This is a genomic window from Bradyrhizobium sp. CCBAU 53340 (assembly GCF_015291645.1).
Lineage (GTDB): Bacteria > Pseudomonadota > Alphaproteobacteria > Rhizobiales > Xanthobacteraceae > Bradyrhizobium.
Window position 1 is genome coordinate 64,800 of record NZ_CP030055.1, and the last position, 24,887, is coordinate 89,686.

A 24,887-nucleotide genomic window follows, 5' to 3' on the forward strand; every position below is an offset into this window, starting at 1 on the left:
CGCGGTGTCAGATCCCATCATCCGCCCCGCCCGCACCGACGAATATGACGAGATCGGCCGCGTCTGGATGGAGAGCTGGGTCTCGACCGGCCTCGCCGAGGCCAGCAACTTCCTGCTGGCGAATTTGCGTGCCCGCATCCGGCGCGAGATCGAGGACGGCTGGAGCCTGTTCGTCGCCGACGATCAGGGCGCCATCGCCGCGATGTTGGCGCTGCATCTGCCAAAGCTCTATCTAGATCAGCTCTTCGTCGCGCCCAGCTATCAAGGGCGATCGATCGGTCGGCAACTGCTCGCGTTCACGCGAACTCAATTGCCTGACGAGATAGAACTGCGCTGCGTCCGTGAGAACGAGAAGGCCTGGCGCTGGTACGAGCGCGAGGGATTTGAGTTCGAGCGGGAGGAGATTTCTCCGGTGACCGGCTTCACGATGAAGTGCTACCGGTGGCAGAGACGCTAGGCGCGATCACGCGCGAAGGCGGAGCAAAGCGACATTGACCGACATGTCGCCTCGAACGCTCTCGATCGCCTGGGCGTAGTGCGTTGCTTATCCGAGGAAGACGCGCAATAAATCCGATCTACGCTTCCTGGCAATGAAAGGTTCGCTCCCGTCATGATCAAGCTCTATTGGTCGCCTCGCTCGCGTTCGTTCTCGACGCTCTGGCTGATGGAAGAGAGCGGGCTGCCCTATGAGCGCGTGCTGACCGACATTTCGACGGGCGCGCAGAAGGCGCCGGACTATTTGAAGATCAATCCGATGGGCAAGGTGCCGGCGCTCGCCGACGGCGATGCGGCGCTCGGCGAGGCCGCTGCGATCTGCGCTTATGTCGCCGATCGCTATCCGGAGACGAAGCTGGCGCCTGATGTGACCGACCCGCGTCGCGCACGGTATCTGCAATGGCTGTTCTTCTCGCCGAGCTGTATCGAGCCCGCGATCATCCAGATCTTCACCAAGATCGAGGTGCCGACCTCGACCGCGGCCTGGGGCAGCGCGACGCAGGTGTTCGACGTGCTGGAGGCTGCGCTCGAAAAGGGGCCGTGGATTCTCGGCGAGGAATTTTCCGCAGCCGACATCACGATCGGCGCGGGGCTGAATTTCGCGGTGCGCCTGTTCAAGATGGTGCCGTCGCGCCCGGCCTTCGACGCCTATATCGCGCGCTGCATGGCGCGGCCGGCGTTTCAGCGCGCGGAGAAGATCGCGGCGGGTTGACTATTCCGGGGTCTTCAAATCGTCCGGCCGCGGCATCAGCACGATGTTGTAGCCGGAATCGACATAGTGGATCTCGCCGGTCACGCCGCCCGAGAGATCCGACAGCAGATACAGCGCCGAACCGCCGAGCTCGTCGAGCGTGACGCCGCGGCGCAGCGGCGAATGCTTCTGCATGAACGCGAACATCGCTCGCGCCTCGCCGATGCCGGAGCCGGCGAGCGTGCGGATGGGGCCGGCGGAGATGGCGTTGACGCGGATACCGCGCGGCCCGAAATCGGAGGCGAGATAGCGCACCGAGGCTTCCAGCGCCGCCTTGGCTACACCCATCACGTTGTAATTCGGCATCGAGCGTTCCGAGGCGCCGAAGGTCAGCGTGATCATGCTGCCGCCATCCGTCATCAACTCGGCCGCGCGCTTTGCGACCTCGGTAAAGGAGAAGCAGGAGATCACCATGGTGCGCGAAAAATTCTCGCGGCTGGTGTCGGCGTAGCGGCCCTTCAGCTCGTTCTTGTCGGCAAAGCCGATGGCGTGGATGACGAAGTCGAGTTTGCCCCATTTTTCGCGGAGCACATCGAAGGTCGCATCGACGCTGGCGATGTCCTCGACGTCGCACGGCAGCACCAGCTCGACGCCGAGCTGCTCCGCCAGCGGCTTGACGCGCTTGCCGAGCGCCTCGCCCTGGAAGGTGAAGGCAAGCTCGGCGCCGTGGGCATGCAGCGTCTTCGCCATGCCCCAGGCGATCGAATGATCATTGGCAATGCCCATGATCAGACCGCGCTTGCCCTTCATTAGACCTTCCATTGCAAGACTACCTTCCGCAAAACGTGGATGGCCGGGACAAGCCCGGCCATGACGAGAAATTCAATGGTGTGTCAACGACGCCGTCACACGTCCATCCGGCTGAACACCAGCGTGGCGTTGGTGCCGCCGAAGCCGAACGAGTTCGACAGCACGGTGCCGATTTTGACGTTATCGATGCGCTTGCGTACGATCGGCATGTCGGCGAATACGGGATCGAGTTCCTGGATGTGCGCGCTCTCGCAGATGAAGCCGTTGTTCATCATCAGCAGCGAGTAGATCGCCTCCTGCACGCCGGTCGCGCCCAGCGAGTGGCCGGTCAGCGCCTTGGTCGCCGAGATCGGCGGGCACTTCTCGCCGGTGCCGAACACCTTGCGGAGCGCCTCGATCTCGGGCGGATCGCCCGCCGGCGTTGAGGTGGCATGTGGATTGATGTAGTCGACCTTGGTCTTCACCGTCGACATCGCCATGCGCATGCAGCGCTCGGCGCCTTCGCCCGACGGCGCGACCATGTCGTAGCCGTCAGAGGTCGCGCCATAGCCGACGATCTCGCCATAGATGCGCGCGCCGCGCGCCTTGGCATGCTCGAGCTCTTCCAGGACGAGGACTCCCGCGCCACCGGCGATGACAAAACCGTCACGGTTGACGTCGTAGGGACGCGAGGCGGTGGCAGGCGTGTCGTTGTACTTGGAGGACATCGCGCCCATGGCATCGAACAGCACCGATAGCGACCAGTCGAGCTCCTCGCAGCCGCCGGCGAAGATCACATCCTGCTTGCCGATCTGGATCGTTTCATAGGCATTGCCGACGCAGTGGTTCGACGTCGCGCAGGCCGAGGAGATCGAATAGTTCACGCCCTTGATCTTGAACCAGGTCGCGAGCGTCGCGGAGGCCGTCGACGACATCGCCTTCGGCACTGCAAACGGACCGACGCGCTTCGGCCCCTTGGTGCGGGTGATGTCGGCGGCTTCAACGATGGTGCGCGCCGACGGGCCGCCGGAGCCCATGATGATGCCGGTGCGGATGTTGGAGACTTCGTCGGGCGAGAGACCGGAGTCCTGGATCGCCTGCTCCATCGCGACGTGATTCCACGCCGCGCCCTGACCGAGGAAACGCATCGCGCGCCGGTCGACCACCGTCGAAGGATCGAGCGTCGGCGCACCTTGCACCTGCGAACGGAAGCCGAGCTCGGCATATTTCTCCGCCCGCGAAATGCCCGACTTCGCCTCGTGAAGGCTCGCAAGCACTTCCTGGGTGTTGTTTCCGATCGACGAGACGATACCCATCCCGGTGACCACAACCCGCCTCATGACAGCCTCGCCTAAATCGTTGTCTTCTTGGTGATGCGCGTTAGCCCAGGTTCACGCCCTGCTTGAACAGGCCGACCTTCAGATCCTTGGCGCGATAAATAATCTGGTCGTCGACCGAAAGCCATCCGTCGGCAATGCCGAGCACCAGCTTTGAACGCATCACGCGCTTGATGTCGACGTTGTACACAACCTTGCGGGCCTCGGGCAGCACCTGGCCGCTGAACTTTAATTCGCTGAGGCCAAGCGCTCGGCCGCGACCCTCGCCACCGGTCCAGCCCAGATAGAAGCCGACCATCTGCCACAGCGCATCGAGGCCGAGGCAGCCGGGCATGACGGGGTCGTTCTTGAAGTGGCAGCCGAAGAACCAGAGGTCCGGCTTCACGTCGAGCTCGGCGCGCACCAGCCCCTTGCCGAATTCGCCGCCATGGTCGTTAATTTCCGTGATGCGGTCGAACATGAGCATCGGCGGCAGCGGCAGCTGGGCGTTGCCCGGGCCGAACATCTCGCCGCGGGCACATGCCAGCAGATCTTCGTATTCGTAACCATTGCGCCTGTTGAGCATGCGGAAGCCTCTGTTCTAACCCCGATTGAGCGGCGTTTCTGGCAAAAATGGGCTCCGTTTTCGTTCGGAAAGCAACGCCTTTTGCCTCGTCAGCAGGCGCGAATGCCGAGTGCCCGATGGACCTGCGAACATGGGCTTGAGGACAAGGGCTTGCGACCCTGGCCTCAATGCCCGGCCGCCACATCAGGGCTAAGCGGAACCGCGCGCTCTCTAACACAGGCCTTTTCGGTGGCAAAGCGATCTCATGAAGGTAAAATGACGTGGCCTCAGGCCGGGTTCCTCTGCTAATTAGAACCACTCTAGTTGCGAGAAACTTGCATCTGCATCTACCTGTCCATATATTGCAGGTAGATAGTGTCCACGCGTGCCCAAATTTTGGAAATGAGCGAGAACAACGCGCCCCGTCACGATGAAGACGTCCAAGCGGCCCTTCTGTCCGGCCGCCAGCCGGCCCTGACCGGCTGCCCCTGGCACGACGTCAACGAAATGCTCCAGTCCGCCGGCCTGCGCCCGACACGCCAGCGCATGGCGCTCGGCTGGCTGCTGTTCGGCAAGGGTGCACGCCATCTCACGGCTGAAATGCTCTACGAGGAAGCGACCCTGGCCAAGGTCCCGGTCTCGCTCGCGACCGTCTACAACACGCTGAATCAGCTGACCGATGCCGGCCTGCTGCGTCAGGTCAGCGTCGACGGCACCAAGACCTATTTCGACACCAACGTCACCACCCACCACCATTACTACCTCGAGAACAGCCATGAGCTGGTCGATATCGAGGATCCGCATCTGGCGCTGTCCAAGATGCCGGAGGTGCCGGAGGGGTACGAGATCGCCCGCATCGACATGGTCGTGCGGTTGCGCAAGAAGCGCTGAGATCAGTCCTCAATTGTCAACTTGATCGTCATGGCCGGGCCTGTCCCGGCCATCCACGTTCTTGCACCACGCTAGGAAGTTCGTGGAGCCCGGGACAAGCCCGGGCATGACGACTGGGCTTGCCTCCCTATCAGGCCGTCAGTTCACCTGCTCGTCGGCGTAGACGCCCCAAAGGCGCTCCTGCTGGATCCAGCCGTCAAAACCGTTGCCGGTGACGTGGCACCAGCTGGTGGTGCATTTTTTCACCTGCGTGACGACGCCGGCCTGGAGTTTTGCGGCCACCGCACTGTCGGGATCGGCACGATCGTAGATCGGCGCGAGGTCGTCCTTGTGCTTCATGGTGACCACCGCAGTGCGGCGGCCCGACAGCAGCGAGTGATAGACCCAGCCCTCGGCACCTTCGGAATCGCGCACGCGGCGCCAGTTCTCGAACTCGGCGGTGATTTCGACCGGCAGGCCGGCGCGGGTATAGACCCAGGCCACGTCATTGTCCTTGGTCGGGCCGGCGCGGACGTTCACGTGGTCCGATTTCAGGCTGACATAGCGCGGCACCGGCAGACCGCTGGCGGTCTGGGGGGTGGTGTCCTTGGCCGAATGCGAGGGGCCCACCGAGGCGCTCCACCAGGTGCAAACGAGCGCCATCACCGAACAAAAACGCCCCAACGCCATTAACCCGTCTCCTGTCGAAGGCCCGGCTAAACCGCGCCCCCACCCCAAATTCCAAAACGCTGCCGCACCCCCTGACCCGCCCCACGCGGGATGTTCCATCAGCCTTGGCCCTGGTTCTTGTCTTGGCCCGGCCTTCTGCTAGAGAGGACGGACGCTTGAACAACCAGTTTGCCCCGATTTTCCAGCCGGAAATTGGGGGGAAAGCTTGAAGGAAACGCCGGGGACGACGCGGCAAGGCCAGTGTCGAACAACCGGGTTAATGAGGCCTCAACGGCCGGCCTTTGGCGACAGAGGCGGCCTGCAGCGCCTCATGAGGGCAGGACATGTCGGTGAAGAAGAAGCCCCTCGTCGTCGTGACGCGCAAATTGCCGGACTCGATCGAAACCCGGATGCGCGAGCTGTTCGACGCACGCATCAATCTCGACGACACGCCGATGTCGCCCGAGCAGCTCGCCGAAGCCGCGCGCAGCGCCGACATCCTGGTTCCGACGGTGACCGATCACATCAGCGCCGACATCGTCAACCAGCCGGACTGCAAGCTGAAGCTGATCGCGAATTTCGGCAACGGCGTCGACAATATCGACGTCGCGGCGGCGCATGCCCGCGGCATCACCGTCACCAATACGCCGAAGGTCCTCACCGAAGACACCGCCGACATGACCATGGCGCTGATTCTGGCGGTGCCGCGCCGGATGATCGAAGGCGCCTCGGTGCTGACGGAAGGAAAACCCTGGGCCGGCTGGTCGCCAACCTGGATGCTCGGCCATCGCATCGGCGGCAAGCGCCTCGGCATCATCGGCATGGGCCGCATCGGCCAGGCGGTCGCACGCCGTGCCCGCGCCTTCGGCCTGCAGATCCACTATCACAACCGCCGTCCCGTCGCCCCGAAGATCGCCGAAGAGCTAGGGGCGACCTATTGGGAGAGCCTCGACCAGATGCTGGCGCGGATGGACATCATCTCGGTGAACTGTCCGCACACCCCGGCGACCTATCACCTGCTCTCGGCACGGCGGCTGAAGCTGATCCGCAAGGACGCCTACATCGTCAACACCGCGCGCGGCGAAGTCACCGACGAAGACACGCTGATCAAGCTGATCGAAGGCGGCGAGATCGGCGGCGCCGCCCTCGATGTCTACGAGCACGAGCCCGCGGTCAATCCGAAGCTGGTCCGGCTTGCGAAGGCCGGCAAGGTGATATTGATGCCGCATATGGGCTCGGCCACGATCGAGGGCCGCGTCGAGATGGGCGAGAAGGTCATCATCAACATTCGCACCTTCCTCGACGCCCACAAGCCGCCGGATCGCGTGCTGCCCAGCATGCTGTGAGGATTATTTCGCGCGGGTCTCGCGCTTGCGGCTGTCAGCGACGAAATCGATGAAGGCGCGCAAAGCGGGCGGCGTTTGGCGCCGGCTTGGATAGTACAAGAACGGGCCCGGGAAAGGCTCGCACCAGTCCTCCATCAAACTGACAAGCGCGCCGGATTTTAAGGCATCACCGACATAGCCATCGAGCGTGGCCCAGATGCCGACGCCGTCGAGCGCGGCGCGCATCGCAAGGGCCATATTGGTCGAGATCAGCTTTGCGGGCGGATCGACTTTCACGAGCTGGCCGGCTTTCTCGAACTCCAGATCATGCATGACGCCGCTCGAGTAGCGGGCGCGGATGCAATCATGATCGAGCAGATCCTTCGGATGTTTTGGCCGGCCGCGGCGCGCGACATAGGCAGGCGAAGCGACGACGACATAGCGCTGCGGACCGCTCAGCGGGATCGCGATCATGTCCTGCGCGAGATGTTCGCCATAGCGCACGCCGGCGTCATAGCCCCCACTGACGATGTCAACGAAGCCGCTCTCGGAGATGATTTCGAGATCGACCTGCGGATGCTCGCTGAGAAACGGACCGACCATTGGCGCCAGCACCAGATCCACCGCTGGCGGTGGCGCATTGATGCGTAGGCGACCTGAGGCGACTTCGCGCAAGCCCCGGACCTGATCCAGCGCATCGCCGACATCGCGCAGCGCCGGCGCCACCTTTGAGAGCAGCAGTTCGCCCGCCTCGGTCAGGGCGACGCTGCGGGTGGTGCGGTTCATCAGGCGGACGCCGAGACGCTCCTCGAGGTCCCGCAATCTCTGGCTAAGGCTCGACACCGACACGCGAATTTCAACCGCCGCGCGGCGAAAATTGCGGCTGCGGGCGATCGCCACGAAGGCGTCGAGATCGCGCAAATCGGGATCGGACATTGTTCGATATGATGAACAAGGCATTCCACATTGTCCAGCTTATCGCGGCAATGGAGCAGGCGCATATCAGGCCCGTCACGCGGCACCGTCTGCCGCCTTTTTAGGGAGAGCCATCATGGAACAGCGCAAACTCGGGTCGAGCGGCCCCAATGTCTCCGCCCTCGGCCTCGGTTGCATGGGCATGTCCGAGGTCTATGGGCCCGCCGATCGCGGCGAGGCCATCGCCACGGTTCACGCCGCGCTCGATGCCGGCATCACGCTGCTCGACACCGGCGATTTCTACGCCATGGGCCACAACGAGATGCTGCTGCGCGAGGCGCTGAAAGAAGTGTCGCGCGAAAAAGTGCAGATCAGCGTGAAGTATGGCGCGCTGCGTGGTCCGGCCGGCGACTTCATCGGAATGGACACGCGGCCAGCCGCGACGAAGAACTTCCTCGCCTATTCGCTGCAGCGGCTCGGCACCGACTACATCGACGTCTACCGCCCGGCGCGGCTCGATCCCAACGTGCCGATCGAAGAGACGATCGGTGGTCTCGCCGATCTCGTGAAGGCCGGCTACATCAGGCAGATCGGCCTGTCCGAGGTCCGCTCCGACACCATCCGTCGCGCACACGCCGCGCATCCGATCGTCGATCTCCAGATCGAATACTCGCTGATCGAGCGCGGCATCGAACGCGATATTTTGAAGACCTGCCGCGAGCTCGGCATCGCCATCACCGCCTATGGCGTGCTGGCGCGCGGCCTGATCAGCGGCCATTGGTCGAAGGAGTCAGGCAAGGTCGGCCGTGACTACCGTCTGATGACGCCACGCTTCCAGGGATCGAACCTCGATACGAATCTCGCGCTGGTGGAGCAGCTGCGCGCGATCGCCGGCGAGATCGGCGCAACGCCGGCACAGGTCGCGATCGCATGGGTCGCCGCGCAGGGCAAGGAGATCGTACCGCTGGTCGGCGCCCGCACGCGCAATCGCCTGACCGAAGCGCTCGGCGCGACCAGGGTGACGCTGACACCGGCGCATCTGGCCACGCTGGCAAAAGCCTTCCCGCCGAACGTTGCCGCCGGCACACGCTACGCGGCGGAACAGATGGCGCATCTCGACAGCGAGAAGCCGGCTATGACATAGCCGGCTTCCATCAGGTGCGATGGGCACTGAGATCGATGACCACCGGCCCGTCGCCATTGAGCGGATTGGCCGGATCGCGCGCGTAACGCAACGTCTCGAAGCGCATTGCGCGCGCATCGATCATCAGCAGGCGGCCGACCAAACCCTCGCCGAATCCGACGATCTCGCGGATCGCCTCCAGCGCCATCATCGAGCCCATCACGCCTGCAAGCGCGCCCATGACGCCGGCCTCGGCGCAAGCCGGCACGGTGCCCGGCGGCGGCGCCTCCGGAAACAGACAGCGATAGGTCGGATTGAATTCACCCTGCTCGTTCTTTTCGTGCGCGCGGATGGTGGTGAGCGAGCCGTCGAACGTGCCGAGCGCCGCCGTGATCAGCGGCCGCTTGGCGAAGAAGCAGGCATCGGAGGCCAGATAGCGCGTCGAGAAATTGTCGGAACCATCGAGCACGAGATCGTAATCGCCGATCAGCGAGAGCGCATTGTCGGCATTGAGCCAGGTCGCGTGACCGACGAAGGAGACGTGCGGATTGAGTTCTGCGATCCGCTCGGCTGCGCTCTCGACCTTGTGCCGGCCGATATCGGGCGTCGTATGGATTACCTGGCGCTGCAGATTGGATAACGACACCACGTCGTCATCGACCACACCGAGCGTGCCGACGCCGGCGGCCGCCAGATACATCAGGGCGGGCGCGCCGAGCCCGCCGGCGCCGATCACCAGCACCGAGGCCCGCTTCAGCGCGGCCTGGCCGGGACCACCGACATCGCGCAGCACGATATGGCGGGCATAGCGTTCGAGTTCGTCCGGGCTCAGCATCGTCGTACGTTCCTCTAAAACCTCATGGTGAGGAGGCGCGCAGCGCCGTCTCGAACCATGCAGGCCCCGTTGCGACAGCTCGGCCTTCAAGCTTCGAGACGCCGCTCCGCGGCTCCTCAGGATGAGGGTCAACACCTGAACCACCGCAACATTGTTCGCGACCAACGAGATGTGCTTCAATGGCAGCGCGTTCAATGGGCTGGCTGGATTTGTCATGAGATCGATGCTTGCGGCAACACTGATGTTGGCGTCTGCCACAGGCGCCAGCGCCCAGATGACGGCGCCACAGGTCCCCGGCGCCAGGCCGAAAGTGGTCCAGACTGTTCCGATCAAGCCGCCCGCCGTGCAAACGCCGTCGGAAACGGCCGATGCGGTGGCGCAGGCGGAACGGCTGTCACTGCAGTCCGACCTCGCCTGGGTCGGCGAATATAACGGTGCCATCACCGGCGACGTCAGTTCGCGCATGGTCGATGCCATCAAGGAATACCAGAAGGCCAAGGGCGGCAAGCCGACCGGCGTGCTCAATCCGCAGGAGCGCGCCGCGCTCGCCGAGACCGCACGGCGCAAGCAGGACAGCGTCGGCTGGAAAATCGTAACAGAAATGACCAGCGGCGCGCGGCTCGGCATCCCCTCAAAGCTGGTGCCAAATCAGGCCACCGACGCCAATGGCTCGAAATGGACCTCACCGACCGGAACCGTGCAGGTGGTGCTCAGCCGCCGCAAGGAGGCGAGCCCGACCACAGCGAAACTCGCTGATACGGAGAAGAAGGAGCCAGCCGGGCGCAAGGTGGACTACACCGTGGTGAAGCCCGACTTCTTCGTGCTTTCAGGGTTGCAGGGCCTGAAGAAGTTTTACGTGCGTGGCACGTTCAAGGGCGACGAAGTCCGCATCATGACGATCCTGTATGACCAGGCCATGGAGAACACGGTCGAGCCGGTCGTGATCGCGATGTCGAGCGCGTTCACTGCGTTTCCGGCGGGACCACAAGCGGGGCCGCCGCCGCGCAAGACCGTCGAATATGGCACCGGTGTTGTCGTCAGCGACGATGGCGCGATTCTCACTGACCGCCTCGTCACCGATTCCTGTCTTGCCATCACGATCGGCGGCTATGGCAACGCCGATCGCCTCGCCGAGGACAAGGAGCACGATCTCGCGCTGCTGCATATCTATGGCGCGCGTGGCCTCAAGCCGCTCAGTCTCGCGAGCGGCGCGGCGAAGACGAGCGTCGATGCCGTCGGCATCGCCGATCCCCAAAGCCAGGGCGGCGCGGCCGGCGTGTCGAGCGTCAAGGGTGCGCTGGCACCGGTCACGGCGAGCGACTCTGCCCTGTCGCCGCCACCTGCCGTCGGCTTCTCCGGCGCCCCGGCCATCGACGGCGAGGGCAAATTCGCCGGTATCGCGCTGCTGAAGCCGGCGATGGTTGCCGGACCAGCGACCACTTTAGCGCCGTCACAAGCAGTGATAGTTTCCGCAGAGACAGTGCGCGATTTCCTGAAGGCAAACGCCGTCACCGCGAATGGCACGTCGAGCGATGCGAAGGCCGCCGTCGTTCGCGTGATCTGCGTGCGGAAGTAGCATGTTGCGGCGTCCACTATTCCTCTGCGCTGCAATTTCGACTGCGCTGCTGAGCTTTGCGGCCTGGGCACAATCGCCCGCGCTGCCGACGCCGAAGGTGGAGGAGGTGATGGTGAAGGTGGCGCTGCTGACGCTCAACGACGCCAATCTCACCGGCAACTACAACGTCCTCTATGCGAAAATGGCGCAACCATTTCGCGAACGCTTCTCCGCTGACACGTTGAAGCGGGCGTTCAGGGATTTCTCCGGACATCACATCGATGTCATCGCCGGCATGCCGATCGTGGCGACGGAGGATCCCAGGATCGCCGACAACGGCACGCTGTTGCTGCGCGGCTATTTCGACACGACGCCTTCGCGACTGAGTTACGAGTTGGACTACGCCATGTCGGAAGGTGAATGGAAGTTGATCACGATCGACGTCAAGGTCCGATCAACGCAGACCAATGCGAGCGCAACCGATCTGGTTGCGCGCGCCGCCGCCGATCTCGAAGGCGGCGGTGCGCGAAAATAGCAGACGTCAACTCAGCCTGAACCTGATCCCGCTCTTCGCAAGACCACCCGATATCCCGATCGGCGTCCCGTCCGCGCGCCAGCAGGCGGCGCCGGTCATGGTGCCGTCGTCGTGGAAGGCGATGCCGTTCATGCCGCCGGCGACAGTTGCGACCGGCTGGACCTTGTGACCGAGCGCGGTGAGTCTTGCGCGCACGGCCTCCGGCACGGCCTGCTCGACCTCGAGCGCATTGCCTTCGGTCCATACCCGCGGCGCCTCGACCGCTTCCTGCAGGCTCATGCCATGGTCGATCAGATTGACTAGGGCCTGCATCGCGCTCGGGAAGATGCGCTTGCCCCCGGGCAGGCCCAGCGCATAGCGCAGCTTGCCGTCGCGGAGCGCCATCATCGGCGACATCGAGGTCGTCACGCGCTTGCCCGGCGCCAGCGACAGCGCATGACCCGGACGCGGGTCGAACAGGTTCATGTAATTGTTGGCGATGGCCCCTAAGCCCGGGATCATGATCTTCGCGCCAAACAGATTGTTGATGGTCTGCGTGGTCGCGACCACGTTGCCAAAACTGTCCGCCGCCGTCATGTGCGTGGTGTGCGCACTTTCGAGCTGCGTCACGCCGGCGCCAAAAGCCTGGGCGCGCGCCGGATCGATCGCGCGACGGCGCTCCTCGGCATAGGCCTTCGAGGTCAGCTTCTCCACGGGCACGCCGACATAATCAGGATCGCCGCTGGCCGCGGCGCGATCGGCGAAGGCGATCTTCAGGACCTCGGCGAGGTAATGGATGGTCTCTGACGTGCCGAAGCCGAGACCGCCGATGTCGTAGCCTTCGAGAATGTTCAGCATCTGCGCGATATGCACGCCGGAGGCCGCAGGCGGCGGCGGGCCCAAAATGGTCCACCCGCGATAGTGGGTGCGGATCGGCTGCCGCTCGACGGTCTTGTAGCTGGTGAGGTCGGTGCGACGAATGAAGCCGCCTGATTTCTCCATGTAGTCGACGAAGATGTCGCCGAGTGATCCTTCGTAAAGAGCCTTCTCGCCGTGGTCGGCGATGTAGCGAAGAGTCTTGGCATATTCCGATTGCACCACGCGCTCGCCGACCTTGAGCGGCTCGCCATCAGGCAAATAGATCGCCGCGATCGGCTTGTCCTTGCGCATCTCGGCGGCGCTCTCGCTGATGCATTCGTGCAAGTAAGGCGTCGCCGCATAACCGCGCGCGGCATGCTTGATCGCGGGCTGCATCACGTCGGCGAGGCTCATGGTGCCGAACCTTTGCAGCGTCTCGCACCAGGCTTTCAGCGAGCCCGGCGTTGCGACCGCCTTCGGGCCGTTGAGGTTCTCGTTGCCGATAGTGTCGAACACGTCGTGAGCCGAGCCCGGCTTCGACGTATAGGTGGTGTCGCGCACCGAAGCGGGCACGGTGCTCTGGCCGTCGATGACGCGATGGCTGCCGTCGGCGAGGCGGATATGCGCCATGCCGCCGCCGATGATGCCGACCATCATCGGCTCGACCACGGTCAGCGTGAACAGGGTCGCGATCGCGGCGTCGATCGCGTTGCCGCCGGCGGCCAGCATCTCGGCGCCGGCACTTGATGCGAGCGGATGGTTGCTCACCACCATGCCGCGGCTCGAGACCGCCGGCATCTTCTGACATTCAAAGATCGTTGCCGTTCGGTCGCGCCAGTTTCCACCCATGCCTGATGTCCTTTTTGTTCACGATAGCGAGCACATCACACGCAGGATTACGGGTCCAGTAATGGTACGGATTAGCTGGCATTCCTGATTCTGCCATCATCGTTAGCGTTGATTCGGACATCCGCGGTCCCCTTTGGATCGGGCAGGGCACGTCCTGAGCGAGAAGGGCTCAGCATCGAAGAAGCGATGCACGTTCGCGTGGCGTTTTTCCCGAGACCCAGGCACTCCAAAGGATTGATCTTCAAATGCACACGATCGTACTGGCCACCCAAAAGGGCGGCAGTGGCAAGAGCACGCTCGCCATCGGCCTCGCGCTGGCTGCCAAGCAGGCCGGTTTCACCGTCCGTCTGATCGAGACCGACCCGCAGGGCACCCTCTCCAACTGGGCGCGCCGCCGCAACAACGATGACGTCGTCGTCGAGCCGATCTATCACGCCGCCGATTTCGCGCCGCGGCTGAACATGCTGGCCGACAGCGGTCTGCAGCTCGCGATCGTCGACACCGCCGCCGGCCTTTCCGCCACGACCACCGCTGCGATCCGTCATTCCGATCTCTGCCTGATCCCGGCCCGCCCGAGCGTCGCCGACATCGAGGCGACCGTCTCCACCGTCAGCGTCGCGCGCGCCTGGAAGCGTCCCTACAGCTTCGTGCTGAACCAGACGCCGATCCGCGGCCAGCGCATCGACAACGCCGCCAACAGCCTCGCCGAGGAAGCCGCGCTCGATCTCGTCGAGGTGCTGGCGCGCCCGCTGATCGTGATGCGCAACGACCACCAGGACTCGCTCGCCTCGGGCCTCGCCGTCAGCGAGTTCGCGCCGAACGGCAAGTCGACCGAGGAGGTCCGCGGCCTCTGGCGCTGGATCGAGACCCGTCTCGAGCTCGAGGCCACCAATGTCCTGATCGACCAGGTGATGTCGGCGGCGGACGGCATGCTGCACGCCGCCACCGAGCTTGCCGCGGACGAAACCACCACCCTGGCGTCCTGAGCGGGGCGATCGCTCAAGGCCCGGACGGGCTCTTCGCCATCCGGTGAATGAGCCCCAGCGACGAAGCGATCCGGCCACCAGCCCGGCCGGATTGCTTCGCTTCGCGTTTTCAGGCGAGGGCGAACGCGCCTCCGCCAAAGATCTCCAAAACAACCCCATGCACAGTAGGACCGCGTCCAGCCGCGTTTATCGCTGCGACGGCATGCAGACGTCTGACTTGTCTGGCAAAACGGCTGTTCGCGAGCGACGGCGCTCTATCCCCGTCATTGCGAGCGCAGCGAAGCAATCCAGAGTCTTTCCGCAGAGGGATTCTGGATTGCTTCGCTGCGCTCGCACTGACGTGGTGAGGCCGTCGTCTTCGCCGAGACTCACGCCCGGTCGCGCAGCCAGGCCTCACGCCGCACGATCCATCGCTCGGATTTCGACTGTCCGCCGTGATGCGGCAGCTCAATGAAGCCGACGAACTCAGCGCCGGTCTTCTGCTTGACCCTGCGCGAGGCCGCATTGGTGGCGGCGTTGCAGACGTAGAAATGATCGAGGCCGAGCGTGAGAAAGGCAAAGTCGTTCACCGCAGTGATGGCCTCCGTCATCAAGCCCCTACCCCAATAGGGCTCAGCCAGCCAGAAGCCGCGACTGCCCTTCGCGCCGTCGGCACGGGGACGGAAATGAATGTTTCCGATCGCCCCGCCATCGCTGCCCTTCAACACCAGCACCCAATGGTGGATCTCTTCGCCGGCCGCGATCTTGTCGAGCTGCAAGCGGACGAAGGTCTCCGCGCCATCAGCCGGGTATGGCCAGGGCACTACGGTCGCGAGATGCCGGATGATGTTCCAATTGTCGAAATGCCGCTGGATCGCCGGCGCGTCGAACAGCGCGAGCGGACGCAGGATCAATCGTTCGGTCTCAAGCTGCGGCGTCTGCATGGCCTGCTACTTCTGACATTTCGAACACCAGAAGGTCGAGCGGCCGTTCTGGGTGAAGCGCTTGATCGTGCCGCCGCATCGGGGCGTCGTGCATTTCTCGCCTTCGCGGTCATAGACCTTGAAGGAATGCTGGAAATAACCGAGCTCGCCCGAGGTCTGGCGATGGTCGCGCAATGACGAGCCGCCGGCCTTGATGGCGTCGTTCAGCACGGTGTGGATGGCACCGACCAGTCGCTTGGCGTGATCGGTTGCTTCGCCCTTCTTCGTCGACAGCGTCGCAGCGATCCGCCGTGGCGACAAATGCGAGCGATGCAGGGCTTCGCAGACATAGATGTTGCCGAGGCCGGCGACCACACGCTGATCGAGCAGCGCCGCCTTCAGGCTCGTGGTCTTGCCCGCGCAGGCACTCGCCAGCATCGCTGCGTCGAACTCATTGCCGAGCGGCTCGGGGCCGAGGTCGCGCAGCAGCGGCTCGTCCTCGAGCGCGTTGCGCGCGATCACTTTCATGTAACCGAAGCGGCGCGGATCGTTGAAGACGATGTCGGCACCCGAGGACATCCGAAACAGCACGTGGTCGTGCGCGGAGTCCTTGCCCTTGGGATAGTGAAACTCACCGGGCGCAGCCTCGTTGTCCGGCTTGATGACGCGGAATGAGCCCGACATGCCCAGATGCATCAGCAACACGTCGCCGGAGCCGAGATCAGCCATGAGATATTTTGCCCGGCGGCCGAGCCCCGTGACGATCTGTCCCTGCAGCCGGGCCACGAAATCGGGCTGGAACGGAAAGCGCAAATCGGGCCGGCGGGCCTCCGCGACCACGATTTTCGCACCCTCCATGACGGGCTGAAGACCGCGGCGGACAGTCTCGACTTCGGGCAATTCAGGCATGGTCAGGCATTCACCTTATGAGGGCGGTGTGATAGCGCCATTGCGCCGGCCGCGCTATGGTCGGCGTCGCGGAGTAGAGTAATGGATCGGCCGGGCGAAACCACGCATTTTGGCTTCAAAGACGTTCCCCTGGGGGACAAGCAGACGCTGGTGAACGATGTGTTTCACAGCGTGGCGTCGCGCTATGATTTGATGAACGATTTGATGTCCGGCGGCCTGCACCGGGTCTGGAAGGACATCATGATCACCGCGCTGGATCCGCCGAGGTCCGATCGGCCGTTTGCGCTGCTCGACGTTGCCGGCGGCACCGGGGATATCTCGTTCCGCGCCGCCAAGGCGGCAGGTCCGGGCTTCCATGCCACCGTCTGCGACATCAATTCCGACATGCTGGCGGTGGGCCGCGAGCGGGCCGCCAAGCGCCATCTCGAGAGCCAGGTTGATTTCGTCGAGGGCAATGCCGAAGCGCTCGCCTTCGCCGACCGCAGCTTCGACGCATATACGATCGCTTTCGGCATTCGCAACGTGCCGCGGATCGACCTTGCGCTGCGCGAGGCCTATCGCGTGCTGAGGCCCGGCAGCCGCTTCCTGTGCCTGGAATTCTCCACCGTCGAGATGCCCGGGCTCGACAAGCTCTATGATTTGTTCTCGTTCAAGGTGATCCCGCCGCTCGGCCGCATGGTCACGGGCGATGCCGAATCCTACCAATATCTGGTCGAATCGATCCGCAAGTTTCCGAAGCCCAACGCTTTCGCCGACATGATCCGCGAGGCCGGCTTCTCCCGCGTGAGCTGGCAGACACTGTCCGGCGGCATCGTCGCACTGCATTCGGGCTGGCGTTTGTGATTTCTGCCTTCACCCACATTTCGCGCCTGATCCGCGCCGCGTTCGTGTTTGCCCGCGAGGGCGTGTTCGGCGCCGTCGATCCGAGCCTGGTGCCACCGCCGGGACAGCTCGCGCTGAAGCTGGCGCGCCTCGTCGAGCGTCGCGGCGCCAAGCACGGCCCGCGGATCTCGCGCGCGCTGACGCGGATGGGCCCTGCCTATCTCAAGCTCGGGCAATTCCTGGCGACGCGTCCTGACGTGGTCGGCGTCATCATGGCGCGCGATCTCGAAAGCCTGCAGGACCGCCTGCCGCCGTTCTCGCAGGCCGAAGCGGAAGCTGCGATCACGACGTCGCTGGAGCGACCGCTGACGGACGTGTTCGCAAGCTTCGGACCGCCGGTCGCGGCCGCCTCGATCGCGCAGGTGCATCGCGGCGAGGTGCTGCGCGATGGCATCCGCAGGCCGGTCGCGATCAAGGTACTCAGGCCCAACGTCGCCGCGCGCTTCCGCCGCGACCTCTCCGATTTCTTCTACGTCGCACACAAGGCCGAGGCTTACTCGGCCGAGGCGCGGCGCCTGCGGTTGATCGAAGTCATCAACACCATGTCGCGCTCGGTCGCGATGGAGATGGACCTGCGGCTGGAGGCTGCGGCGCTGTCGGAGATGGCGGAGAACACGGATGGCGATCCTGACTTCCGCGTGCCCACCGTCGACTGGGATCGCACCACGCACAACGTGCTGACGATGGAGTGGATCGACGGCATCGCGCTGAACGATCACAAGCGTCTGGAAGAAGCGCAGGTCGACCTGCCCGATCTCGGCCGCAAGGTGATCCAGAGCTTTCTGCGCCACGCGCTGCGCGACGGCTTCTTCCACGCCGACATGCATCCGGGCAATCTTTTCCTCGACGATGCCGGCCGCCTCGTCGCGGTCGATTTTGGCATCATGGGCCGGCTCGGCATGAAGGAGCGGCGCTTCCTCGCCGAGATCCTGCTCGGCTTCATTACCCGCGATTACCGCCGCGTCGCGGAGGTGCATTTCGAGGCGGGCTACGTGCCTTCGCACCATTCGGTCGAGAATTTCGCGCAAGCCATCCGCGCCATCGGCGAGCCGATTCACAACCGCACCGCCGAGGAGATCTCGATGGCGCGGCTGCTCACGCTGCTGCTCGAGGTCACGGGCCTGTTCGACATGACGACGCGGCCCGAGCTGATCCTGCTGCAGAAGACCATGGTGGTGGTCGAGGGCGTGGCGCGCGGCTTCGATCCCAAGCTCGACATCTGGAAGGTCGCCGATCCCGTCGTGCGCGAATGGATCGAACGCAATCTCGGACCGATCGGCCGGGTGCAGGGTGCGCTGGCCGGTGGCGGCGATCTCGCCAAGGTGCTGATGCGCCTGCCTGACATCGCGCAGCGCTCGGTCGCGGTGCTCGAGCAGCTCGAGACCATGACGCGAGAGGGCATCCGGCTGTCGCCGGAGAGCATCGCCGCGATGGGCCGCAGCGAGGGCCGCAAGAACCGCTGGCGCACCGTGGCGGTCTGGATCATCGCCGTGACCTTCATCGGCATCCTGATCGCGGTCCGGAATCTGTGATTGCACTGCAATCACGTGGATGATAGCATCGCTATCATTCCGTGCTGGAGAGCGTCATGGCAAGCCTGACCATCCGTAAGCTCGACGACGCCGTCAAAACCTATTTGCGGCTGCGCTCGGCCAGGAATCGCCGGTCGGTCGAGGAAGAGGTCCGGGTCATCCTGCGGGAGCTGATCGAGGGCCGCGAAGAGCCGCTGACGCCGTTTGCGGTGCCGCCCGAGGCATCCCCAGCCCCCGCGTCTTCGCGCACCAGCGCCGTCCCTGAGGCCAGCGTCACCCTGATCATCGGCGGCGGCATTGCCGCCTTCAAATCGCTCGACCTGATCCGCAGGCTGAAGGAGCGGCGCATCGAGGTGCGCTGCGTGCTGACCAAGGCGGCCGAGCAATTCGTCACGCCGCTCTCGGTCAGCGCGCTCTCCCATGAGCGCGTCTACAACGATTTGTTCGATCCCCAGAGCGAGTTCGACGCCGGCCATATCCGCCTCGCGCGCGACTGCGATCTGATCGTGGTGGCGCCCGCCACCGCCGATTTGATGGCGAAGATGGCGAACGGCCATGCCGACGATCTCGCCAGCGCGATCCTGCTCGCGACCAATCGAAAAATCCTGCTGGCGCCGGCGATGAATCCGCTGATGTGGAACAACGCCGCGACCCGCCGCAACGTGGCGCAGCTCCAGCGCGACGGCGTGCTGCTGATCGGCCCCAATTCCGGCGAGATGGCCGAAGCGGGCGAAGCCGGCGTCGGCCGCATGTCGGAGGCCATCGAGATCGCCAATGCAGCCGAGAAACTGCTGCGACCGCCGGTGCCGCGCCCGCTCGCGGGCAAGCGCGTGCTGATCACCGCGGGTCCGACGCATGAGCCGATTGATCCGGTGCGCTACATCGCCAATCGTTCTTCGGGCAAGCAGGGCTTTGCCATTGCTGCCGCAGCCCAAGCGGCCGGTGCTGAAGTGATTTTGGTCAGCGGCCCGGTCGATCTCGACGATCCCGCCGGCGTGACGGTGAAACATGTCGAATCAGCGCGGCAGATGCTGGAGCAGGTGCAGGCGGCGCTTCCCGCCGACATCGCGATCTTCGCCGCCGCGGTCGCCGACTGGCGCGTCGCCAATGAAGGCGAGCAGAAGCTGAAGAAGACGGCAGGGAGCAGCATGCCGCCGCTGCAACTGGTCGAGAACCCCGACATCCTCGCCACGATCTCAAAACTCGCCGACAAGCGCCCCCCGCTGGTGATCGGCTTTGCCGCCGAGACCGAGCATCTGATCGACAATGCGAAGTCAAAACTCGCCCGCAAGGGCTGCGACTGGATCGTCGCCAACGACGTCTCGCCCTCGTCAGGCGTGATGGGCGGCGACCGTAATACCGTGCACCTCATCAGCAAGGACGCTGGGAACAACGGCGAGATCTCAGTTGATTCCTGGCCGATCATGACCAAGGAACAGGTCGCCATCGAACTGGTCGCGCATATCGTGAAACGCGTGACGAACAAATCTCTGGAGCCGGCATCTTGAGCAGCAAAGTCACCGTCGAACTGCAACGCCTGCCTCACGCGGACGGCCTGCCGCTGCCGGCCTATCAGACCGCGGAGGCCGCCGGTCTCGATCTGATGGCGGCGGTGCCGGAGGGCGAGCCGATGACCCTCGCATCAGGCCAATATGCGCTAGTGCCGACAGGCCTTGCGATCGCCTTGCCACCGGGACACGAGGCCCAGGTGCGGCCACGCTCCGGGCTTGCCGCCAAGCACGGCGTCACCGTGCTGAACACACCCGGCACTGTTGATGCCGACTACCGCGGCGAGATCAAGGTGATCCTGATCAACCACGGCGCATTGCCCTTCGTGATCAAGCGCGGCGAGCGCATCGCGCAGATGGTGATCGCGCCGGTGCTCCAGGCCACGCTGGTTCCCGTGACGACCTTGTCTTCGACCGATCGCGGCGCCGGCGGTTTTGGATCGACGGGGCGGTAGGCACAATCGGTTGAAGCCAATCGAGTCGATCAACGGCGAGTGCTCTCTCCGTTCCCTCCCCCCTTGTGGGGGAGGGAACGCACCTTCGTTGGAGCGAACAGCGAGTCTCGCCCATATCCACCGCTAACGCGCGACGCCTCCAACCGAAGAATCCGCGGAATTACGTGACGTCGGAACTCCACACCCGGCATTTTTTTTGGGCCACCTTTGCGTTCACGGTCTGGACTCTTACCGGTGGAGTCTCGGTGAGGGTATTGTCGTTTGATTCGCGCACGACGGGGGTCGCAGCGCGTAGATTCGTGCGGTCTTGGGGCAACTATGTCAGGCGTGATCGTGTCGATGCGTCGGACGCTGCTGTCGTGCACATCGTTGGCGCGCAACAGCCTGCTAGGAGGCGCTCTCGCAGCGCTGCTGCCGGCTGAGCCGGCTGATGCCGCCGACCTTGCCGACACACTTTCGATATTGCTGGATTTCAACCGGCAGGAACTGGCGGTGCTGGCCACCGCGCTCGCTTTGCTCGGCTTCACGGTCGTGGCCGCGATCCTGCTGATGCGCACCCGTGTGCGTACCGCAAAGAACGAGGCGGCGCTGCTCGGACGGATCAGGGAACTCCAGCTGCAGGCCGACCGCTTCGGTGCGCTGCTGTTCGCCGAACCGCAGATCCTGATTTCCTGGCCGGCCGGCGATGATCGCGCGCAGATCTCCGGCGACATCTCGATGGTGCTGCCGCGCGATTCGGCACCGCAGCGCGTGCTTGCGTTTGGAACCTGGCTACCGCCGGAACCCGCGCTGCAGATCGATCACGCGGTCGATGGCTTGCGCGAGCGCGGCGACGGCTTCCAGCTCACGCTGACCACCGCCAACGGCCATACGCTGGAGGCGATCGGTCGCGCCATCGGCGGCCAAGCCATCGTCCGGATTCGCGAATTGTCCGGCCTGCGGCGCGATCTGGCCGAAACCAATTTGCGCTACAGGGCGCTATCAGACGAAACCGAGATGCTGCGCGGCTTCGCCACGGCTGCGCCCTGGCCGATCTGGGCCAAGGGCGAGAACGGCGCGCTGAGCTTCGCCAATCCGGCCTATATGCGCGCGACCGAGGCCGCGAGCATCGCCGACGCCCAGGAGCGCAAGCTGGAGCTGCTCGACAGCGCCGATCGCACCGCCATGGAGCGCGGCCTGAAGGACGCCGCGGGCTTCACCTCACGGCTGCCGATCGTGATCGGCGGCGAGCGGCGCATGTACGACGTGCGCGCCGTCAATGTCGGCAACGGCAGTGTCGGTGTCGCGATCGACGCATCCGAGGCGGATGCGCTGAGCGCCGCGCTGGTGCGGATGGCCGAGGCGCATCGCCGCACGCTCGACCAGCTTTCGTCTGGTGTGGCCGTGTTCGACGGCCAGCGCCGGCTCGCCTTCTACAATGATTCCTACCGGCGGCTGTGGGACCTCAACCGCAATTTCCTCGACACCCACCCCGACGATTCCAGCGTGCTAGACCAGCTCCGCGCCGCTCGCAAATTGCAGGAGCAGCCGGACTTCCGCGCCTGGAAGGCCAAGCTGCACGAGGCCTATCGCGCGGTCGAAGCAGCGAAAGACACCTGGTACCTGCCCGACGGCCGCGCGCTCTCCGTCGTCACCACGCCGAATCCCGAAGGCGGCGTCACCTATCTGTTCGACGACGTCACCGAGAGCCTCGAGCTGGCCCGCCGTTTCGACGGCATGATCCGGGTCCAGCGCGAGACGCTGGACAGCCTCGCCGAGGGCGTCGCCGTGTTCGGCAGCAACGGCAAGGCGCAGCTGTTCAATCCGGCTTTCCTGCGGATGTGGAAGCTCTCCAACGATGCCATGCGCGAGGAGCCGCACATCCAGACCGTCGAGGGCTGGTGCCATCAGCTGTTCGACGACGCGGTCGTCTGGCGCCAGATCCGCGAGGCCATCACCTCGATCGAGAACCGCGTCGACGTGCCGCTGAAGCTGGAGCGCAAGGACGGCAGCGTGCTCGACGGCATGATCCGTCCGCTGCATGACGGCGCGACCATGCTGACCTTCCTCGACATCACCGACACCGAGAATGTCGAGCGTGCGCTGCGCGAGCGCAACGAGGCGCTGGAAGCCGCCGACCAGATGAAGGTGGATTTCGTCCACCACGTCTCCTACGAGCTGCGCTCGCCGCTCACCACCATCATCGGCTTCGCGCATTTCCTCAGCGACCCCTCGACCGGACCGCTGACGCCAAAGCAGGCCGAATATCTCGACTACGTCACCAAATCGACCAACGCACTGCTGGCGCTCACCAACAACATCCTGGATCTCGCCACCATCGATGCCGGCGCCATGAAGCTGGAGCTCGGCCCGGTCGATGTCTCCAAAACCATCGAGCTCGCCGCGGAAGGCATCCAGGACCGGCTCGCCACCGACCGCATCCGCCTCAAGGTCGAGATCGCGCCCGATGTCGGCAGCTTCATCGGCGACGAGAAGCGGGTGGTGCAGGTGCTCTATAACCTGCTCGCCAATGCCGTCGGCTTCTCGCCACAGGATTCCACCGTCGGGATCAGCGCACGCCGCACCGAGCACAGCGTGGTCTTTATTGTGACAGATTCCGGACCTGGAATACCCGCCGACATGAAGGACAAGGTGTTCAACTGGTTCGAAAGCCGCTCGCAGGGCTCGCGTCATCGCGGCGCCGGGCTCGGCCTGTCGCTGGTGCGCTCCTTCGTCGAGTTGCATGGCGGCAAGGTGCAGGTGGATTCGGCCGCGGGAAAAGGCACGGTCGTGATCTGCGATTTCCCGACCGACCAGGCGGCGCATCGCGACGCCGCCGAATGACCGAACCCGCCAAACTCTCCGTCGCACTTCACAACGAGGCGGCCACCGCGCAATTGATGGCCGATCTCGCGCTGCTGGTCGGCCCGGGCGATACCATCACGCTGTCAGGCGATCTCGGCGCCGGCAAGACCGCGGCCGCCCGCGCCATGATCCGCTACCTCGCCGGCGACGAGGAGCTGGAAGTGCCGAGCCCGACCTTCACCCTGGTGCAGGGTTACGAGCTGCCGGCCTTTGCGGTGATGCATGCCGACCTCTATCGCGTCGAGGACGAGAGCGAGCTCGAGGAGATCGGACTGTCGCCGCTTCCCGAGGCGACGCTGGTGCTGATCGAATGGCCGGAGCGATCGCCGTCGGCGATGCCTGAAGACCGCATCGACATCGCGCTGACGCATCGGCCGGCGCTGGGATCGAATGCGCGCGCCGCCGACATCACCGGCTACGGCAAGGGCGCCGCGACGGTCGCGCGACTGCAGGCGTTGCGCCAATTCCTCGACGCATCCGGCTACATCGACGCCGGCCGCAGGCGCATGGCCGGCGATGCCTCGACGCGCTCCTATGCGCGACTGATCCGCGACGATGGCATCGTCATCCTGATGAACTCGCCGCAGCGCCCCGATGGCGCCGCGATCTACAACGGAAAATCCTACAGCGCCGCGGTGCATCTCGCCGAGAACATCAAGCCGTTCGTCGCCATCGACGAGGGCCTGCGCGCGGCAGGCGTATCGGCGCCTGCGATCCATCATGTCGATCTCGACCACGGCTTCCTGATCTCGGAGGATTTCGGCAGCGAAGGCGTGATCGAGGGCGATCCGCCGCGGCCGATTCCAGAACGCTATGAGGCCGCGACCGACGTACTGGCCGCACTGCACGGCAGGACGCTTCCGGAGACGCTGCCGCTGGACGGGCAGACCTACACGATTCCTGCTTTCGACACTGAGGCGCTGCTGATCGAGATCGGGTTGATGCCGGAATGGTATCTGCCGGATCGCAACGCGCCGCTGAGCGCTGAGAAGCGCGTGGAATTCTTCGCGATGTGGCGCGAGCTCCTGAAGAAGCCGCTCGCCGCGCCGAAGACCTGGATCATCCGGGACTACCACTCGCCGAATCTGATCTGGCTGGCGGACCGCACCGGCATCGCGCGCATCGGCGTGATCGATTTCCAGGACACCGTGCTCGGACCGCATTCCTATGACGTGGTGTCGCTGCTTCAGGACGCGCGCATCGACGTGCCTGAAGCGCTCGAGCTGACGCTGCTGTCGCGCTACATCAAGGCGCGCCGCATCGAGGATGCGAGCTTCGATCCGGCCGGCTTTGCCGAGCTCTATGCCATCATGTCGGCGCAGCGCAACACGCGCCTGCTCGGCACCTTCGCCCGGCTCAACCGCCGCGACGGCAAGCCGTATTATCTGCGCCACCAGCCGCGGATCTGGACCTATCTCCAGCGTTCGCTCGCGCATCCGGCGCTCGCTCATCTGCGCGACTGGTATCTCGCCAACGTCCCGCCGCCGCGCCCCTGACGAG

General features: G+C 64.6%; 23 protein-coding genes. 14 read left to right on the forward strand and 9 right to left on the reverse strand.

What is annotated here, in order from left to right:
- Window positions 1-4: 4 nt before the first annotated feature.
- Window positions 5-457 carry a GNAT family N-acetyltransferase gene (locus XH89_RS00275; protein ID WP_194465170.1) on the forward strand — a complete coding sequence of 151 codons (453 nt, stop codon included), beginning with the start codon at window positions 5-7 and terminating at the stop codon, window positions 455-457.
- Between the two features lie 153 nt (window positions 458-610).
- Window positions 611-1,207 carry a glutathione S-transferase family protein gene (locus XH89_RS00280; RefSeq protein ID WP_194465171.1) on the forward strand — a complete coding sequence of 199 codons (597 nt, stop codon included), beginning with the start codon at window positions 611-613 and terminating at the stop codon, window positions 1,205-1,207.
- Here the strand turns inward: XH89_RS00280 and fabI are convergent, their stop codons facing one another.
- The 3 genes from fabI to fabA all read right to left on the reverse strand — a co-directional run bounded on the left by fabI (window position 1,208) and on the right by fabA (window position 3,877).
- Window positions 1,208-2,008: an enoyl-ACP reductase FabI gene (gene fabI / locus XH89_RS00285; RefSeq protein WP_194465172.1), complete on the reverse strand. Its 801-nt coding sequence runs from the start codon at window positions 2,006-2,008 to the stop codon at window positions 1,208-1,210.
- An 83-nt stretch (window positions 2,009-2,091) separates the two neighbouring features.
- Entirely contained in the window at window positions 2,092-3,315 is a 1,224-nt protein-coding gene (gene fabB, locus XH89_RS00290) for a beta-ketoacyl-ACP synthase I (RefSeq protein ID WP_194465173.1), read from the reverse strand.
- Between the two features lie 40 nt (window positions 3,316-3,355).
- Window positions 3,356-3,877 carry a bifunctional 3-hydroxydecanoyl-ACP dehydratase/trans-2-decenoyl-ACP isomerase gene (gene fabA / locus XH89_RS00295; protein WP_194465174.1) on the reverse strand — a complete coding sequence of 174 codons (522 nt, stop codon included), beginning with the start codon at window positions 3,875-3,877 and terminating at the stop codon, window positions 3,356-3,358.
- A gap of 381 nt (window positions 3,878-4,258) precedes the next feature.
- Between fabA and irrA the strand changes: the two genes are divergently transcribed.
- Entirely contained in the window at window positions 4,259-4,747 is a 489-nt protein-coding gene (irrA, locus tag XH89_RS00300; RefSeq protein ID WP_194465175.1) for an iron response transcriptional regulator IrrA, read from the forward strand.
- Window positions 4,748-4,885: 138 nt separating this feature from the next.
- Here irrA and XH89_RS00305 read toward each other — a convergent pair whose 3' ends face one another.
- Complete coding sequence (locus XH89_RS00305; protein WP_194465176.1) at window positions 4,886-5,416, reverse strand: SH3 domain-containing protein; 531 nt, start codon at window positions 5,414-5,416, stop codon at window positions 4,886-4,888.
- A gap of 323 nt (window positions 5,417-5,739) precedes the next feature.
- On the opposite strand from XH89_RS00305, the gene XH89_RS00310 reads away from it, so the two are divergent.
- The gene (locus XH89_RS00310) at window positions 5,740-6,741 is read left to right on the forward strand and encodes a D-glycerate dehydrogenase (protein WP_194465177.1); all 1,002 of its coding nucleotides are present in this window, start codon (window positions 5,740-5,742) and stop codon (window positions 6,739-6,741) included.
- 3 nt (window positions 6,742-6,744) lie between these two features.
- Here XH89_RS00310 and XH89_RS00315 read toward each other — a convergent pair whose 3' ends face one another.
- Entirely contained in the window at window positions 6,745-7,656 is a 912-nt protein-coding gene (locus tag XH89_RS00315; RefSeq protein WP_194465178.1) for a LysR family transcriptional regulator, read from the reverse strand.
- A 115-nt stretch (window positions 7,657-7,771) separates the two neighbouring features.
- On the opposite strand from XH89_RS00315, the gene XH89_RS00320 reads away from it, so the two are divergent.
- On the forward strand, window positions 7,772-8,779 hold the full coding sequence (locus XH89_RS00320; RefSeq protein ID WP_194465179.1) for an aldo/keto reductase: 1,008 nt from the start codon (window positions 7,772-7,774) through the stop codon (window positions 8,777-8,779).
- A 10-nt stretch (window positions 8,780-8,789) separates the two neighbouring features.
- Here the strand turns inward: XH89_RS00320 and XH89_RS00325 are convergent, their stop codons facing one another.
- Window positions 8,790-9,593, reverse strand: coding sequence for a molybdopterin-synthase adenylyltransferase MoeB (locus XH89_RS00325; protein ID WP_194465180.1), 804 nt, complete (start codon window positions 9,591-9,593; stop codon window positions 8,790-8,792).
- A 214-nt stretch (window positions 9,594-9,807) separates the two neighbouring features.
- Here XH89_RS00325 and XH89_RS00330 point away from each other — a divergent pair, with 214 nt between their 5' ends.
- On the forward strand, window positions 9,808-11,169 hold the full coding sequence (locus XH89_RS00330; protein ID WP_194465181.1) for a serine protease: 1,362 nt from the start codon (window positions 9,808-9,810) through the stop codon (window positions 11,167-11,169).
- 1 nt (window position 11,170) lies between these two features.
- A complete protein-coding gene (locus XH89_RS00335; protein ID WP_194465182.1) occupies window positions 11,171-11,683 on the forward strand; it encodes a hypothetical protein in 513 nt (170 codons plus the stop codon).
- Between the two features lie 6 nt (window positions 11,684-11,689).
- Here XH89_RS00335 and ggt read toward each other — a convergent pair whose 3' ends face one another.
- Complete coding sequence (gene ggt / locus XH89_RS00340; protein WP_194465183.1) at window positions 11,690-13,369, reverse strand: gamma-glutamyltransferase; 1,680 nt, start codon at window positions 13,367-13,369, stop codon at window positions 11,690-11,692.
- A gap of 245 nt (window positions 13,370-13,614) precedes the next feature.
- On the opposite strand from ggt, the gene XH89_RS00345 reads away from it, so the two are divergent.
- On the forward strand, window positions 13,615-14,355 hold the full coding sequence (locus tag XH89_RS00345) for a ParA family protein (RefSeq protein ID WP_194465184.1): 741 nt from the start codon (window positions 13,615-13,617) through the stop codon (window positions 14,353-14,355).
- 368 nt (window positions 14,356-14,723) lie between these two features.
- Here the strand turns inward: XH89_RS00345 and XH89_RS00350 are convergent, their stop codons facing one another.
- Window positions 14,724-15,278, reverse strand: a complete 555-nt coding sequence (locus tag XH89_RS00350) for a GNAT family N-acetyltransferase (RefSeq protein ID WP_194465185.1) — start codon at window positions 15,276-15,278, stop codon at window positions 14,724-14,726.
- A gap of 6 nt (window positions 15,279-15,284) precedes the next feature.
- Window positions 15,285-16,166, reverse strand: coding sequence for a bifunctional DNA-formamidopyrimidine glycosylase/DNA-(apurinic or apyrimidinic site) lyase (gene mutM, locus XH89_RS00355; RefSeq protein ID WP_194465186.1), 882 nt, complete (start codon window positions 16,164-16,166; stop codon window positions 15,285-15,287).
- An 81-nt stretch (window positions 16,167-16,247) separates the two neighbouring features.
- Between mutM and ubiE the strand changes: the two genes are divergently transcribed.
- The 6 genes from ubiE to tsaE all read left to right on the forward strand — a co-directional run bounded on the left by ubiE (window position 16,248) and on the right by tsaE (window position 24,883).
- A complete protein-coding gene (ubiE, locus tag XH89_RS00360; RefSeq protein ID WP_194465187.1) occupies window positions 16,248-17,009 on the forward strand; it encodes a bifunctional demethylmenaquinone methyltransferase/2-methoxy-6-polyprenyl-1,4-benzoquinol methylase UbiE in 762 nt (253 codons plus the stop codon).
- Window positions 17,006-18,580 carry a 2-polyprenylphenol 6-hydroxylase gene (gene ubiB / locus XH89_RS00365; protein WP_194465188.1) on the forward strand — a complete coding sequence of 525 codons (1,575 nt, stop codon included), beginning with the start codon at window positions 17,006-17,008 and terminating at the stop codon, window positions 18,578-18,580. The genes ubiE and ubiB overlap by 4 nt, the downstream gene beginning before the upstream one ends.
- A gap of 56 nt (window positions 18,581-18,636) precedes the next feature.
- Window positions 18,637-20,088 carry a bifunctional phosphopantothenoylcysteine decarboxylase/phosphopantothenate--cysteine ligase CoaBC gene (gene coaBC, locus XH89_RS00370; RefSeq protein WP_194465189.1) on the forward strand — a complete coding sequence of 484 codons (1,452 nt, stop codon included), beginning with the start codon at window positions 18,637-18,639 and terminating at the stop codon, window positions 20,086-20,088.
- Window positions 20,085-20,543: a dUTP diphosphatase gene (gene dut, locus XH89_RS00375; protein ID WP_194465190.1), complete on the forward strand. Its 459-nt coding sequence runs from the start codon at window positions 20,085-20,087 to the stop codon at window positions 20,541-20,543. Before coaBC ends, dut begins: the two co-directional genes overlap by 4 nt.
- 318 nt (window positions 20,544-20,861) lie before the next feature.
- On the forward strand, window positions 20,862-23,366 hold the full coding sequence (locus XH89_RS00380) for a PAS domain-containing sensor histidine kinase (RefSeq protein ID WP_194465191.1): 2,505 nt from the start codon (window positions 20,862-20,864) through the stop codon (window positions 23,364-23,366).
- On the forward strand, window positions 23,363-24,883 hold the full coding sequence (gene tsaE, locus XH89_RS00385) for a tRNA (adenosine(37)-N6)-threonylcarbamoyltransferase complex ATPase subunit type 1 TsaE (protein ID WP_194465192.1): 1,521 nt from the start codon (window positions 23,363-23,365) through the stop codon (window positions 24,881-24,883). Before XH89_RS00380 ends, tsaE begins: the two co-directional genes overlap by 4 nt.
- The last annotated feature ends 4 nt before the right edge of the window (window positions 24,884-24,887 follow it).

What these genes read in the sequence shown, in the direction of transcription:
- ubiE (WP_194465187.1), top strand. Translation starts at nt 16,248, where the DNA reads ATGGATCGGCCGGGCGAAACCACGCATTTTGGCTTCAAAGACGTTCCC.
- XH89_RS00315 (WP_194465178.1), bottom strand. Translation starts at nt 7,656, where the DNA reads ATGTCCGATCCCGATTTGCGCGATCTCGACGCCTTCGTGGCGATCGCC.
- irrA (WP_194465175.1), top strand. Translation starts at nt 4,259, where the DNA reads ATGAGCGAGAACAACGCGCCCCGTCACGATGAAGACGTCCAAGCGGCC.
- fabA (WP_194465174.1), bottom strand. Translation starts at nt 3,877, where the DNA reads ATGCTCAACAGGCGCAATGGTTACGAATACGAAGATCTGCTGGCATGT.
- XH89_RS00305 (WP_194465176.1), bottom strand. Translation starts at nt 5,416, where the DNA reads ATGGCGTTGGGGCGTTTTTGTTCGGTGATGGCGCTCGTTTGCACCTGG.
- XH89_RS00325 (WP_194465180.1), bottom strand. Translation starts at nt 9,593, where the DNA reads ATGCTGAGCCCGGACGAACTCGAACGCTATGCCCGCCATATCGTGCTG.
- XH89_RS00335 (WP_194465182.1), top strand. Translation starts at nt 11,171, where the DNA reads ATGTTGCGGCGTCCACTATTCCTCTGCGCTGCAATTTCGACTGCGCTG.
- XH89_RS00350 (WP_194465185.1), bottom strand. Translation starts at nt 15,278, where the DNA reads ATGCAGACGCCGCAGCTTGAGACCGAACGATTGATCCTGCGTCCGCTC.
- XH89_RS00345 (WP_194465184.1), top strand. Translation starts at nt 13,615, where the DNA reads ATGCACACGATCGTACTGGCCACCCAAAAGGGCGGCAGTGGCAAGAGC.
- fabI (WP_194465172.1), bottom strand. Translation starts at nt 2,008, where the DNA reads ATGGAAGGTCTAATGAAGGGCAAGCGCGGTCTGATCATGGGCATTGCC.
- XH89_RS00310 (WP_194465177.1), top strand. Translation starts at nt 5,740, where the DNA reads ATGTCGGTGAAGAAGAAGCCCCTCGTCGTCGTGACGCGCAAATTGCCG.
- tsaE (WP_194465192.1), top strand. Translation starts at nt 23,363, where the DNA reads ATGACCGAACCCGCCAAACTCTCCGTCGCACTTCACAACGAGGCGGCC.
- XH89_RS00280 (WP_194465171.1), top strand. Translation starts at nt 611, where the DNA reads ATGATCAAGCTCTATTGGTCGCCTCGCTCGCGTTCGTTCTCGACGCTC.
- XH89_RS00330 (WP_194465181.1), top strand. Translation starts at nt 9,808, where the DNA reads ATGAGATCGATGCTTGCGGCAACACTGATGTTGGCGTCTGCCACAGGC.
- ggt (WP_194465183.1), bottom strand. Translation starts at nt 13,369, where the DNA reads ATGGGTGGAAACTGGCGCGACCGAACGGCAACGATCTTTGAATGTCAG.
- XH89_RS00380 (WP_194465191.1), top strand. Translation starts at nt 20,862, where the DNA reads ATGTCAGGCGTGATCGTGTCGATGCGTCGGACGCTGCTGTCGTGCACA.
- mutM (WP_194465186.1), bottom strand. Translation starts at nt 16,166, where the DNA reads ATGCCTGAATTGCCCGAAGTCGAGACTGTCCGCCGCGGTCTTCAGCCC.
- coaBC (WP_194465189.1), top strand. Translation starts at nt 18,637, where the DNA reads ATGGCAAGCCTGACCATCCGTAAGCTCGACGACGCCGTCAAAACCTAT.
- XH89_RS00320 (WP_194465179.1), top strand. Translation starts at nt 7,772, where the DNA reads ATGGAACAGCGCAAACTCGGGTCGAGCGGCCCCAATGTCTCCGCCCTC.
- fabB (WP_194465173.1), bottom strand. Translation starts at nt 3,315, where the DNA reads ATGAGGCGGGTTGTGGTCACCGGGATGGGTATCGTCTCGTCGATCGGA.